A 13,156-nucleotide genomic window follows, 5' to 3' on the forward strand; every position below is an offset into this window, starting at 1 on the left:
CGCTTCCGGGCGGGGGCCCTGCCTACGGTCGTCCCATGGACGTCATCGAGCTGCTTCCGCGCCTGCGTCTGCTGCGCTTCCCCGTCGGTCAGGCCTATCTCTGGCGCGACGACGACGAGTTGACTCTGATCGACGCGGGAACCGCCGGTTCCGCCCCGGCGATCGCGGCGGCGGTCACCGCGCTGGGCGGCGTGCCCGGCGACGTACGGCGGATCGTGCTGACCCACTTCCACGAGGACCACGTGGGCGCGGCGGGCGAGTTCGCCGCGCTGAGCGGCGCGACGGTCCTGGCGCACCCGTTGGACGCCCCGTTCGTCCGGGGCGAACTCCCCGGCCCGCCGCCGCGCTTGGAGGACTGGGAGCTGCCGATCCACGCCGCTGCGGCCGAGCGACTGCCGAAGACCGCGCCTGTGCCCCCGGACGCGGTCACCTGCGTGTCGGACGGCGATGTGCTGGACTTCGGCGGCGGCGCCCGGGTGCTCCACGTCCCCGGACACACGGACGGCAGCATCGCGCTGTTCCTGCCCGCCGAGGGCGTCCTGTTCACCGGGGACACGGTGGCGGCCTCGCCGGTCGACGGGACGGTGATGCCGGGCGTGTTCAACCTCGACCGGCCCCGGCTGCTCGACTCCGTCGCCCGTCTGGCGGCCCTGGACGCGGAGGTGGCCTGCTTCGGGCACGGCGACCCGGTGATCGGCGGCGCCACCGCGGCCCTCCGCAGGGCCGCGGCGGGCCCCTGACACACCTGGGCCTGCCCCGGCCGTCATCCGGCCACCTCCCCACCGCCCTTCGGCGCCCCGGGCCGCCCGCCCCCGGGCGCAACCGGACACCGGACGCGGAAGCGGCCTACTCCGGACACCGCGGCCCCATAGTGGGGGCGCCCCCACGCCCCTCCGCCGTCCCCAACTCCCCCACCGACCGAAACCAGACGGGAAGATGACCCGCTCGGCGCGCGGCGATCCAGTAGTCGGGGGCGCCGCCACGTCCCTGCGCTGTCCCCGACTCCCCCCCGACCGAAACCGGACGGGAAGGTGACCCGCTCGGCGCGCGGCGATCCAGTAGTCGGGGGCGCCGCCACGTCCCTCCGCCGTCCCCAACTCCCCCACCGGCCGAAACCGGACGGGAAGATGACCCGCTCGGCGCGCGGCGATCCAGCGGTCGCGAGCGCCGCCACGCCCCTCCGCCGTCCCCAACTCCCCCACCGACCGAAACCAGACGGGAAGGTGACCCGCTCGGCGCGCGGCCATGCAGTGGTCGGGGGCGCCGTCCGCCACCGTCCTCCGCTGGGGCCGCCGTCGGCCCCCGAGGCAGGACAGGGGACGCTGCCCCGGCGGTCTCGCGGCCGTCGCGTCTCCCCGCTGTCCTCCGACGGCCTCCCCACCTTCTCCGCCTCGTCGCGCGGCCGTCCTGTTGCCGCCTTCCCGGTGTCTCCCCACCGGCTCCGACCGTCGCCCGACCGATTTCCGACCGTTCTCAGGAGACGTCCCCACCGCCCGGCGATCCTCCGGCGGCCCCCGCCTCCCGAGAGGGCCCCCGGCAACCCCGAGGCCGCCCCGGCGCCGGCTCAGCCGAGCGGTACGCCCGCCTCCAGGTAGAGCGCGGCACCCCGCTCGCGGGCGCGCAGTGCCCAGCGGAGCCGCTCGTAGCGGACGGGCGGGAGCATCTCGGCGGCCTCCTGCTCGGTGGCGAAGCGCCAGGCCCGCAGCTCCGGTCCCGGCAGCAGCACCCGGGAGGCCTCGCCGGAGGCCAGCCGTCCGCCGTCGAAGAGCAGCCGCAGTCCGCCGAATCCGGGGGGCGCGGGCCGCTCCCAGTCCACGACGAGCAGCCGTGGCACTTCGCGCAGCTGTATCCCGGTCTCCTCGGCGACCTCGCGCATACCGGCCCGGGCCGGGGCCTCGCCGCGCTCCACCACCCCGCCGGGGAACTCCCAGCCGGGCTTGTAGGTGGGGTCGACGAGCAGTACCCGGTCCAGCTCGTCGAAGAGCAGCACCCCGGCGGCGAGTGTCTCGGCGGTCGGCTCGGGGGTCTGCACTATGTCGCAGACGGGTACGGCACCGCTGCGGACGGCCTCGGCGAGACGCACGGCCGTCTCGTACGGAGTGAGGGCGCCGGGGTCCACGAGGTGGGCGTCGGCGGCGAGCCAGGAGGCGAGGGCGGCGCGGTAGGGCTCGAGGTGGTCGTACGACCACTGCCCTACCGGTATCTCGCCGTCCGGCGGGACCGGCGGGGCCTCCCGCCCGGCCGCGCGCTCGCGCAGGATCGTTTCCGCCGGGGCGAGCAACAGATGGTGCACGGGGATCCTGCGGGCGGCGAGACCGCCGAAGATCTCGTCGCGGTACTCCTGGCGGAGCAGGGTCATGGGCACGACCAGCGTGCCGCCCAGCTCGGCGAGCATCCCAGCCGCGGTGTCGACCACGAGCCGGCGCCAGATGGGCAGATCCTGGACGTCGCCGACCTCGGCCAGGCGCTTGGCGGGCAGCAGCCGGGTGAGCGCCGCGCCGACGACCTCGGGGTCGAACAGCGTGCTGTTCGGGATCAGTTCGATCAGCTCCCGTGCGGTGGTGGTCTTCCCCGCACCGAACGCGCCGTTGATCCAGACGACGGTCACGGACTCCCCCTCTTGTGTTGGCCCCCTGTGGCTTGCCCGCTCCACCCTGCCACGGAAACCCCGCCCCGGTGAGGGCGCCCGCGCGCGTGCCGGTGCCCCGGCGTCGGGGCACCGGCACACACGCCGTACACCGAGGGCTCTACTCCTGCCCGAGGCCGGTGTCGTCGATGGAGAAGCTGTCGTGGCTGACGAGGTGGCCGGCGCTGTGCAGGGTGTCGAGCGTGTCCGAGACGTTCAGGCTGTCGAGGGGCCCCTTGTCGGCGGCGTGGGAAGGGGAGACGGCGGCCACGACGAATCCCGTGGCGAGGCTGGCGATGGCGAGCATGCTGCGCTTCTTCATGCCCGGATCAACTGCGGAACCCGGCGGGGGTCACGCGGATCACCCCGCGTTCCGCCCGTCGGACCGACCGCCCCGCGACGCGAGGGGCCCGTCCGTCCCCGCCACGCCGGGCACCCGACCGGTCCCCGGCCGGGCGCCGTAGCGAGGTCGTGCGGCAGTTCCGGTGAGGTCGGGGACGCGGGCCCTCCGGCCCGGACCGCCGTGCGGGCCGGGCGGACGCCCTCCGGAGTCCTCGGCCCGCGCGGTCGGACGCGCGGTTCGACGAGGGCGCGCTCAGACGCTCGCGGTGGTCGCGTCCGGCCTGCGGGCCAGGGCGGCCGCGGCGGCTCCGACCAGGCCCGCGTCGGTGCCCATCTGCGCGGGCACGACCGTCAGCCGCCGCACGAAGGACAGGGTCGCGTAGTCGGTGAGCGCCTTGCGCAGGGGCGTGAGGAGGATATCGCCCGCCTTGCCGACGCCCCCGCCGATCACCGCGATGTCGATCTCGACCAGGGTGGCGGTGGCCGCGATGCCGGCGGCAAGTGCCTGCGCGGCCCGCTGGAAGGAGGCCACGGCGACCGGGTCGCCCGCACGGGCGGCGGCGGCCACGGCGGCGGCCGAGGTGTCCGCGCCGGGGCCCGGCCGCCAGCCCTCCGCCAACGCGCGCCGGGCGATGTTCGGTCCGCTGGCGATGCGCTCCACACAGCCGCGTGCGCCGCACGGACAGGGGTCGCCGTCGAGGTCGACACTGATGTGGCCGATGTGACCGGCGTTGCCGGTCGGGCCGGGATGCAGTTGCCCGTTCAGCACGAGGCCACCGCCGACGCCGGTCGACACCACCATGCACAGCGCGTTGTCGTGGCCGCGGGCGGCGCCCTGCCAGTGTTCGGCCGCCGTGATCGCGACCCCGTCGCCGATCAGCTCGACCGGGAGCCCTCCGGCGGCCGCGCGCACCCGCTCGACCAGCGGGAAGTCGCGCCAGCCGGGCACGTTCACCGGGCTGACGGTGCCAGCTGTGGCATCCACCGGGCCCGCGCTGCCGATACCGATCGAACCGGCGCGTCCCCACAGGGGCGACCCGACGAGATCGCCGAGCACCTCCTCGACCGCCCGCATGACCGTTTCGCCATCCTGCAGGGCGGGCGTGGCACGCTGCGCGCGCGCCAGGATCCGTCCGTCGTCGTCCACCAGCGCGCCGGCGATCTTGGTGCCGCCGATGTCCAGGGCCGCCACGAGGTCGGTGTGCATCAAGGTCAGTTCTCCCCGTTGAAAGCTCGATAACCGAACAGCCGCGAGCCGGTCAAGCGGTGGGGACGCAGGCCGGAGACAGCGGTGGACAGTCTCTCGCGCATCTGACAACGTTGTCCAGGCTCTATGCTCGACGCCACATCCTCATACAAGCCCATGGATCGCCGAACCACACCCCCCCGTGGGGGATCACGGACGGCAGGACAGGACAGCGCATCGTGCCCGAGACCACCCGCCGCGCAGACCACCACGCCGGGACCCGCTACGGCAACCGTCCCACGATGAAGGACGTGGCCGCACGCGCCGGAGTCGGTCTGAAGACGGTGTCCCGCGTGGTCAACGGCGAGCCCGGCGTCACCCCGGACACCGAGCGCCGCGTCCAGGAGGCGATCGACGCCCTCGGCTTCCGCCGCAACGACAGTGCGCGGGTGCTGCGCAAGGGGCGCACGGCGAGCATCGGCCTGGTCCTGGAGGACCTCGCGGACCCTTTCTACGGCCCGCTCAGCCGGGCGGTGGAGGAGGTGGCCCGCGCCCATGGCGCCCTGCTGATCAACGGCTCCAGCGCCGAGGACCCGGAGCGTGAGCAGGAGTTGGCGCTGGCCTTGTGCGCGCGGCGCGTGGACGGCCTGGTGGTGATTCCGGCCGGGGACGACCACCGCTATCTGGAGCCGGAGATACGGGCGGGCGTGGCAACGGTGTTCGTGGACCGGCCGGCCGGCCGGATCGACGCAGACGTGGTGCTGTCCGACAACTACGGCGGTGCCCGTGACGGTGTCGCCCACCTGATCGCGCACGGCCACCGGCGGATCGGGTTCATCGGCGACATGCCTCGCATCCACACCGCGGCCGAGCGACTGCGGGGCTACCGGACGGCGATGGAGGACGCGGGGATACCGGTCGAGGCGCGCTGGATGTCCCTAGGGGCGACGAACCCCGAACGGGTCCGCCGGGCAGCCCAGGAGATGCTCGCCGGGCCCGACCCCGTCACGGCCGTCTTCACCGGCAACAACCGGGTGACGGTCACCGTGATCCGGGTCCTCGCCGAGCAGTCCCGCCGCGTCGCGCTCGTCGGCTTCGACGACATCGAGCTGGCCGATCTGCTCCAGCCGGGCGTCACGGTCGTCGCGCAGAACGCGGCCGCCCTCGGCCGGACCGCCGCCGAGCGCCTCTTCCGGCAGCTCGATGGCACCCTGGTCGCCCCGGAGCGCATCGAGCTGCCGACCCGGCTGATCACCCGCGGCTCGGGCGAGCTGCCCCCGACGGACTGATCCCGACCGGCCTTCCGGCCCGGGGGGGACGCGGCCTCGCGGAACAGTCCCCCGCCCGCCCCAACCCCCGGCGCCCCGTCGCGAAAACGGGAACCGGCCGCCGGACGCGCACCGGCCCGGACCGAACGGCCAAGCCGTCCCGTCGACACGGCCAACTTCGCGGCGGTCAGGTGACCGAGCCGCTGCCGCCATACGGGACCCTCTCCCGCCTGCCCCGGCAGCCGCCGGAGCGACGGACACGCACCGGCACGGCCCGAACGGCCAGCCGTCCCACCGACGCGACCCACTGCGCGGCGGCCGGGTAACCGAGCCGCCACCGGCCACGTGGAACCGTCCACCGCCCGCCCCGGCCCCCGCCCCGATGCGGGAACCGGCCGCCGCCGGAGCGACGGACACGCGCCGGCACGGAGTGACAGCCGAGCCGTCCCGCCGACGCGTCAGCTCGGGCGAGCTGCCCCTGCCGACCCCGGGGGACGCGGCCTCTCGGGACAGTCCCCCGCCCCGACACCCGGCACCCCGGCACCCCGGCTCCCCGCCGCGAAGCGGGAACGGCCGCCGGACGAGCACCGGCCCGGACCGAACGGCCGAGCTGTCCCGTCGACACGGCCAACTTCGCGGCGGCCTCTCCCGCCTGCCCCGGCACCCCCCGCCCCGATGTTGGGAACCGGCCGCCGCTGCCGGAGCGACGGCCCGGCGGCCGGGTGACCGAGCCGCAGTCGGCCGTGTGGGACCGTCCACCGGCCGCCCCGGGCTCTCCGCCTATGCGGAACCGGCCGTCGCCGGTCGGGCGTTGCGGCGGGGCGGGGCGGGGCGTACGGTCGCCCCGGCTACCGGGCATGCGAATGCCGCGCGCCCGCGCCGCGGGGTGGTGGCTTCGGCCGTTACTTCGCCGACGCCGTCAGGTCGCCGCGGCGAGGGGCCGCGAAGCCTTCGAGGTCGGCGCGGGTCAGGCCGGTGAGGCGGGCGACCTCGGCGATGTCGAGGGCGCCGCAGTCCAGGCCGCGCAGCAGATAGCCGCCGAGGGCCTTGGCGGTGGCGGGCTCGTCCATGACGTCGCCGCCGGCGTGGTTGGCGTAGCGGGCGAGACGGCCCGCGGCCTGCTCGAAGCCCTCGCGGTAGAAGGCGAAGACGGCCGCGTACCGGGTGGGGATGTGGCCCGGGTGCATGTCCCAGCCCTGGTAGTAGGCGCGGGCGAGGGCACGTCGGGTGAGGCCGTAGTGCAGGCGCCAGGCGTCGTGGACCTTCTCGGTCGGGCCGACCGGGAGGACGTTCGTCGAGCCGTCCGAGACGCGTACGCCGGTGCCCGCCGCCGCGACCTGCATGACCACTTTGGCGTGGTCGGCGGCCGGATGGTCGCTGGCCTGGTAGGCGGCGGAGACGCCGAGGCAGGCGCTGTAGTCGAAGGTGCCGTAGTGCAGTCCGGTGGCGCGGCCCTCGGCGGCCTGGATCATCCGGGCGACCGCGGCGGTGCCGTCGGTGGCGAGGATGGACTGGCTGGTCTCGATCTGGATCTCGAAGCCGAGGCGGCCGGCGTCCAGGCCGTGCGCCTTCTCGAAGGCCTCCAGCAGGCGCACGAAGGCGCCGACCTGCTCGGGGTAGGTGACCTTGGGCAAGGTGAGGACCAGGCCCTCGGGCAGTCCACCGGCCTCCATCAGCCCGGTGAGGAAGACGTCGAGGGTGCGGATGCCCCGGTCCCGTACGGGGGCCTCCATACACTTCATGCGGATACCCATGTACGGCGCCGCCGTGCCGTTTTGGTAAGCCTCGGCGATCAGGCGGGCCGCGCGCGCCGCGGTCTCGTCCTCCTCGGCGTCGGGGCGGGGGCCGTAACCGTCCTCGAAGTCGACGCGCAGGTCCTCCACCGGCTCGCGCTCCAGTTTGGCGCGGACGCGGGAGTAGACGGGCTCGGCGAGGTCGTCCGAGAGGCCGAGGACGGCCGCGAAGGAGGCCGCGTCCGGGGCGTGTTCGTCGAGGGCGGCCAGGGCCCGGTCACCCCAGGAGCGGAGGGTGTCGGCGGCGAAGGCGTCACCGGGGACGTAGACGGTGTGGACGGGCTGCCGGGTACCGGGGTCCCCGGGATAGCGGCGCTCCAGCTCCGCGTCGACCGGTGCCAGGGAGGCGCTGATCTCCTCGCTGACGGCGCCCGCGAGGCTCGTCGCCACCTTGTCCTGCTGACCCATCCCACACCCTCCAATTTTCCGCTGTACGGAATCAACAATCCGTAGAATGAAGTTATCCGGCGTGGTTCCCGCTGGTCAACACCCCCCGGACCGCCACCAGAATGCACCGAGGCCCCCGTGACCGCGCGGGTCACAGGGGCCTCGTACGCCGTTGCGGGCCGTAGCGAGCGGGGAGGGTCAGCCCTTGCGGGTCTTGACCTCCTCGGTCAGCTGCGGGACGACGTCGAAGAGGTCGCCGACCACACCGAAGTCGACCAGCTCGAAGATCGGGGCCTCGGCGTCCTTGTTGACGGCCACGATCGTCTTGGAGGTCTGCATGCCGGCCCGGTGCTGGATGGCGCCGGAGATGCCGTTGGCGATGTAGAGCTGCGGCGAGACCGACTTGCCGGTCTGGCCCACCTGGTTGGTGTGCGGGTACCAGCCGGCGTCCACCGCGGCGCGCGAGGCACCGACGGCCGCGCCGAGGGAGTCGGCGAGCGCCTCGATGATCGAGAAGTTCTCGGCGCCGTTGACGCCGCGGCCACCGGAGACCACGATCGCGGCCTCGGTCAGCTCCGGGCGGCCCGTGGACTCACGGGGCGTACGGCCGGTGACCTTGGTGCCGGTCGCCTTCTCGGAGAAGGACACCGACAGGGCCTCGACCGCGCCGGCAGCCGGGGCGGCCTCGACGGCGGCCGAGTTCGGCTTGACCGTGATGACCGGGGTGCCCTTGACGACCCGGGACTTGGTGGTGAAGGACGCGGCGAACACCGACTGGGTGGCCACCGGGCCCTCGTCGCCGGCCTCGATGTCGACGGCGTCGGTGATGATGCCGGAGCCGATGCGCAGCGCCAGGCGGGCGGCGATCTCCTTGCCCTCGGCGGAGGACGGGACCAGCACGGCGGCCGGGGAGACGGCCTCGTAGGCGGCCTGCAGCGCGTCCACCTTGGGCACGACCAGGTAGTCGGCGTACTCGGACGCGTCGTGGGTGAGGACCTTCACCGCGCCGTGCTCGGCGAGCGTGGCGGCGGTATCGGCGGCGCCGTTGCCGAGCGCGACGGCGACCGGCTCGCCGATGCGGCGGGCCAGGGTCAGCAGCTCCAGGGTGGGCTTGCGGACGGCGCCGTCCACGTGGTCGACGTAGACGAGGACTTCAGCCATGGGATTGCTCTCCTGCGTAACGAAGTTGAGGGGCGGTCGGCGGGCGCGGGCCCTTAGATGAACTTCTGGCCCGCGAGGAACTCAGCGAGCTGCTTGCCGCCCTCGCCCTCGTCCTTGACGATGGTGCCGGCCGTGCGGGCCGGACGCTGGTTCGCGGCCTCGACCTTGGTGTACGCGCCGTCGAGGCCGACCTCCTCGGCCTCGATGTCCAGGTCGGACAGGTCCCAGGACTCCACCGGCTTCTTCTTGGCCGCCATGATGCCCTTGAAGGACGGGTAGCGGGCCTCGCCCGACTGGTCCGTCACGGAGACGAGGGCCGGGAGCTGCGCCTCGAGCTGCTCCGAGGCGGCGTCGCCGTCGCGGCGGCCCTTGACCGTGCCGTCCTCGACGGAGACCTCGGAGAGCAGGGTGACCTGCGGGACGCCCAGGCGCTCGGCGACCAGCGCCGGGACGACGCCCATGGTGCCGTCGGTGGAGGCCATGCCGGAGACGACCAGGTCGAAGCCGGCCTTCTCGATGGCCTTGGCCAGCACCAGGGAGGTGCCGATGGCGTCGGTGCCGTGCAGGTCGTCGTCCTCGACGTGGATGGCCTTGTCGGCACCCATGGACAGCGCCTTGCGCAGCGCGTCCTTGGCGTCCTCGGGGCCGATGGTCAAAACGGTGACCTCGGCGTCGTCCGCGTCCTCGGCGATCTGCAGCGCCTGCTCGACCGCGTACTCGTCCAGCTCGGAGAGCAGACCGTCGACGTCGTCGCGGTCGACGGTCAGGTCATCGGCGAAGTGCCGGTCGCCGGTGGCGTCGGGCACGTACTTCACAGTGACAACGATCCTCAAGCTCACGCCGGCTCTCCTACTGCATCGTCATTTCCGGGCTGCCTCTTGCAGGCAGCATAGGCGCCTGAAGCGGCCGATCCCGATCGGGGCGTCCGCGCGCTCCGACCGAAATATTACTCGCCAGTACACCCAGTTCCTGCCCGCTAAGCAAGCGCTTTGAACTGTGACCTTCGCAACGCAGCGTAACCGGAATCCGACGGCTTCGCAGGCGCGGCGGGCGTGATCAATCCCGCAGGCGGTTGAAGCGGCCCTGGTGGTAGAGGAGCGGGCGGCCGGAGCCCGAGGGGTCGCCGAGCACGACTTCGGCGAGCACGATCCGGTGGTCCCCGGCCGGCACCCGCCCGACGATCCGGCACACCAGCCAGGCGAGCACGTCGTCGAGTACCGGTACGCCGTGCGGACCCGTACGCCAGGCGGTGGGCGCGCCGAAGCGGTCGGCTCCGCTGCGGGCGAAGGTGGCGGCCAGCTCGCCCTGGTGCTCGCCGAGTATGTGGACGCCGATGTGGTCCGTGTCGGCGATCGCCGGCCAGCTGGAGGCGCCGGTACCGATGCCGAAGGAGATCAGCGGGGGCTCGGCGGAGACGGAGGTGAGGGAGGTCGCGGTGAATCCGACCGGGCCGCGGTCACCATGCGCGGTGATCACCGCGACACCGGCGGCGTGCCGGCGGAAGGTCGAGCGCAGCAGGTCGGGGGTGGCGAGCCGGGGAGCGCCGAGGCCGGGCGTGGCCGTCATGGAAGGGTCCTTCGGTCGGAGGGCGCGTCGAGTTCTCCCCGTCCGGGCGAGGCCGAGACGGGGAGCGGGGTCGTCGGTGCTCAACGGCCCGGACAGCGCGCGCTCGCGTTGCGGGCGAGGTCGACGTGGACCCGCCCGTGAAGAAGGAGTTCGATCGGCATACGGTCAGGCTGACGATAGGCGGTGCGCACAGTCAAGTGCCCCCGGCCGGGCCGGGGCTGACGGTCGGTGTTCCGTGTCCCTCTCATACCGCCTCCCCGAGCGCGGCGATGACGTCGGCCTTCCGGGGCTGTCCGGTGGCGCGCCGCACCACCCGGCCCTCGGCGTCCAGGACCAAAACCGTGGGCGTCTTGAGGATCCGCAGCCGGCGCACGAGGTCCAGCCGGGCCTCGGCGTCGATCTCGACGTGCGCCACCCCGGGGACCATGGCGGCGATCTCCCCGAGGACGCGCCGGGTGGCCCGGCAGGGTGCGCAGAACGCGCTGGAGAACTGGACGAGGGTGGCCCGCTCGCCGCCCTCGCCGCCCAGTTCGGCCGTCCCCAGGCGCTCGCCGTCGTCCCGCCCGCGCACCGGCGTCCTCCCTCTCATCGGTCCTGTCCTCCTCTGTTCAAGCGTCCGTCCCACCCTGCTGATTCCCGTCGCTTGACACAACCTGGGCGGACGTAAGGCGACGTGACGAGGATCTCGCCGCCGCGGGGCACCAGGACTGGCTAGCCGTCCGTTCTTCGGGCACGATCTGCGAGACGCCGTAAACTTACGGCTGCGTAACTTGTCCGCCGGGAGCCCTCCCTTTCCCGAGCAGAGCAGAAAGGGTCCACCCCGCCCATGGCAGAGCTGGTCTACCGTCCCGTCATCGGTTTCGCGAAGACGCTGTTCAAGGTCTGGGATCTGAAGATCGACTGCCAGGGGACGGAGAACATCCCGCGCTCGGGCGGCGCCGTACTGGTGAGCAACCACATCAGTTATCTGGACTTCATCTTCGACGGGCTGGCCGCCCTGCCGCAGAAGCGGCTGGTGCGCTTCATGGCGAAGGAGTCCGTCTTCCGCCACAAGGTCTCCGGACCGCTGATGCGCGGGATGAAGCACATCCCGGTGGACCGCAAGAACGGCGAGACGGCCTACTCCCACGCGCTGGACTCGCTGCGCTCGGGCGAGATCATCGGGGTCTTCCCGGAGGCCACGATCTCCCAGTCGTTCACGCTCAAGAGCTTCAAGTCGGGTGCGGCCCGCATGGCCCAGGAGGCCGGCGTGCCGCTGATCCCGATGGCGGTGTGGGGCACCCAGCGGCTGTGGACCAAGGGGCAGCCCCGCAACTTCAAGCGTGACCACCTGCCCATCACCATCCGCGTCGGCGAGCCCGTCGAGGCGCCTCGGGACCAGTACGCCGGTGCCATCACCCGGCGGCTGCGCGAGCGTGTCCAGGAGCTGCTGGAGGCCGCGCAGCGCGCCTACCCGGGCCGCCCCCGCGGACCGGAGGACACCTGGTGGCTGCCCGCGCACCTCGGTGGTTCGGCGCCCACGGCGGAGCAGGCGCGCGCGGCCGAGGCGCACTGACCCTCTGTCACCGGCGCCGCATTCGGGCCGCCGACGAGACGCGCGGTCACAGCGGCGGCGTGCGCTCCCGGCTGCCGGCCGGGTCGATTGCGAGGGCGTCGGGGAGCGTCCGGCACAGACGGGCACGGTCGGGTGCCGCCTTCAGCGCGCCGAGGACCGCCGGGTGCGGTTAGGCGTACAGGACCGGGTAGTCCAGCTCTCCGGTGTCCGGATCGGGGATCCAGGCCAGCCGCTCGCCGTCCAGGGCGAACCGGGCGTCCACGCCCGGCTTGTTGCCGCGGGGGTCCTGCCGGTGCCAGGCGCCGTCGAAGCGTACGGCGACCAGCCCGTGCACCGCGTGGCCGCCCTCGTCGTGGGAGAGGCGCTGGTAGCACAGGGCGGTCGGGATGTCCTCGGCGCGCAACAGGGCCGTCAGTGCATGGGACTTGGCGTAGCAGATGCCGGTGCGCAGGGTCAGCACGTCCGAGGCGCGCCAGGTGACGGCCTTGGGACTGGTGAGCTCGCATGTTCAGGTGTCGCGTATTCGCGGCCGAGCCCAGCTGGGAATCGCGCTGAGTGATGTGTGCGAGCTCGGCGGCACCCGGCAGCCTGCTGGTCGGCGATTGGCATGATGGGCGCGGCAAGTTCTCAGGTGTGTCTAGAGGAGCGACTGTGGCGTTCGAGACCGAAGCCGATTTCGGGGTCGCCGAACGGGATGAGTGGTCGTATTCGCCGGCTGTCGGCGTCGGACCGCTCCGGTTCGGTATGCCCCTCGACGAACTGGTCGAGGCGGCTGCGGTACTCGGCCAGACGAAGGTCAGCGATTGTGCACGGGACCACGCGATCTTCTCGCCGACTTGGAAGGTCGAAGTCCACCGTCGCGAGGCCGCTCCTTCTCCGCCTGCCGTCACGGCCTATGTGAGCCAGGCTGTGGGGCTGTTTTGCATCGCTGTCGACGCCGCGCGGGGTCCTCAGGTCGCGTACGACGGTCTCCCGCTGGTCGGGAGGGACATGGCGGAGCTGGAGATCGACGCAATCGCCTATGCCGAGGCGATGGACGTGCAGTTTCGCATCATGCCCGAGGGCTATGCAGCACCGGATGATCCCGGGATCGTCATGCGCGCGCAACAGGTCGGGGAGGCCGTCCGCTCGCGTCCGCTGTTCATGGTGCCGCGCGATGGCGCGAATACTGAATGGGACTCGTTGCCCTCCGAGGAGTACCACACCAATCCATGCCCTCCGAGAGGTACCGCGCCAACGGATAGTCCCTGGTCCAACATGGTGTGACCCATG

The 13,156-nt window shown here is 73.0% G+C and carries 12 protein-coding genes and 1 pseudogene; 4 read left to right on the plus strand and 9 right to left on the minus strand.

Going from position 1 to position 13,156, the window contains the following annotated elements; all coding sequences use genetic code 11:
- Positions 1-35 precede the first annotated feature (35 nt).
- Entirely contained in the window at positions 36-740 is a 705-nt protein-coding gene (locus tag ACIBA9_RS08875; RefSeq protein ID WP_399361045.1) for an MBL fold metallo-hydrolase, read from the plus strand.
- Positions 741-1,564: 824 nt separating this feature from the next.
- Here ACIBA9_RS08875 and ACIBA9_RS08880 read toward each other — a convergent pair.
- The 3 genes from ACIBA9_RS08880 to ACIBA9_RS08890 form a co-directional block, all read right to left on the minus strand.
- Positions 1,565-2,608 (minus strand): NUDIX domain-containing protein, encoded by a 1,044-nt coding sequence (locus ACIBA9_RS08880; RefSeq protein WP_399361047.1) that lies wholly within the window; start codon positions 2,606-2,608, stop codon positions 1,565-1,567.
- Between the two features lie 139 nt (positions 2,609-2,747).
- Positions 2,748-2,948: a hypothetical protein gene (locus tag ACIBA9_RS08885; RefSeq protein WP_399361049.1), complete on the minus strand. Its 201-nt coding sequence runs from the start codon at positions 2,946-2,948 to the stop codon at positions 2,748-2,750.
- Positions 2,949-3,221: 273 nt separating this feature from the next.
- Entirely contained in the window at positions 3,222-4,175 is a 954-nt protein-coding gene (locus ACIBA9_RS08890) for an ROK family protein (protein WP_399361051.1), read from the minus strand.
- A gap of 218 nt (positions 4,176-4,393) precedes the next feature.
- Here ACIBA9_RS08890 and ACIBA9_RS08895 point away from each other — a divergent pair, with 218 nt between their 5' ends.
- Positions 4,394-5,443, plus strand: a complete 1,050-nt coding sequence (locus tag ACIBA9_RS08895; protein ID WP_362159470.1) for a LacI family DNA-binding transcriptional regulator — start codon at positions 4,394-4,396, stop codon at positions 5,441-5,443.
- Between the two features lie 881 nt (positions 5,444-6,324).
- On the opposite strand, the gene ACIBA9_RS08900 is transcribed toward ACIBA9_RS08895, so the two are convergent.
- The 5 genes from ACIBA9_RS08900 to ACIBA9_RS08920 all read right to left on the minus strand — a co-directional run bounded on the left by ACIBA9_RS08900 (position 6,325) and on the right by ACIBA9_RS08920 (position 10,918).
- Positions 6,325-7,623, minus strand: a complete 1,299-nt coding sequence (locus ACIBA9_RS08900; protein ID WP_399361053.1) for a DUF6986 family protein — start codon at positions 7,621-7,623, stop codon at positions 6,325-6,327.
- 177 nt (positions 7,624-7,800) lie between these two features.
- Positions 7,801-8,763 carry an electron transfer flavoprotein subunit alpha/FixB family protein gene (locus ACIBA9_RS08905; RefSeq protein ID WP_399361055.1) on the minus strand — a complete coding sequence of 321 codons (963 nt, stop codon included), beginning with the start codon at positions 8,761-8,763 and terminating at the stop codon, positions 7,801-7,803.
- Between the two features lie 53 nt (positions 8,764-8,816).
- Positions 8,817-9,602 (minus strand): electron transfer flavoprotein subunit beta/FixA family protein, encoded by a 786-nt coding sequence (locus ACIBA9_RS08910; protein WP_393898238.1) that lies wholly within the window; start codon positions 9,600-9,602, stop codon positions 8,817-8,819.
- Positions 9,603-9,819: 217 nt separating this feature from the next.
- Positions 9,820-10,329 (minus strand): flavin reductase family protein, encoded by a 510-nt coding sequence (locus tag ACIBA9_RS08915; protein ID WP_362159479.1) that lies wholly within the window; start codon positions 10,327-10,329, stop codon positions 9,820-9,822.
- A gap of 244 nt (positions 10,330-10,573) precedes the next feature.
- Positions 10,574-10,918, minus strand: a complete 345-nt coding sequence (locus ACIBA9_RS08920) for a thioredoxin family protein (protein ID WP_362159482.1) — start codon at positions 10,916-10,918, stop codon at positions 10,574-10,576.
- Positions 10,919-11,155: 237 nt separating this feature from the next.
- Between ACIBA9_RS08920 and ACIBA9_RS08925 the strand changes: the two genes are divergently transcribed.
- Positions 11,156-11,884, plus strand: a complete 729-nt coding sequence (locus ACIBA9_RS08925) for a lysophospholipid acyltransferase family protein (protein ID WP_399361058.1) — start codon at positions 11,156-11,158, stop codon at positions 11,882-11,884.
- A 46-nt stretch (positions 11,885-11,930) separates the two neighbouring features.
- Here the strand turns inward: ACIBA9_RS08925 and ACIBA9_RS08930 are convergent.
- Positions 11,931-12,365, minus strand: a pseudogene (locus ACIBA9_RS08930) (transglutaminase family protein); the annotation flags it as partial.
- Positions 12,366-12,535: 170 nt separating this feature from the next.
- Here ACIBA9_RS08930 and ACIBA9_RS08935 point away from each other — a divergent pair.
- On the plus strand, positions 12,536-13,150 hold the full coding sequence (locus ACIBA9_RS08935; RefSeq protein ID WP_399361060.1) for a hypothetical protein: 615 nt from the start codon (positions 12,536-12,538) through the stop codon (positions 13,148-13,150).
- Positions 13,151-13,156: the final 6 nt, after the last annotated feature.

Source organism: Streptomyces sp. NPDC051452 (genome assembly GCF_044454765.1).
Taxonomy (GTDB): Bacteria; Actinomycetota; Actinomycetes; order Streptomycetales; family Streptomycetaceae; genus Streptomyces.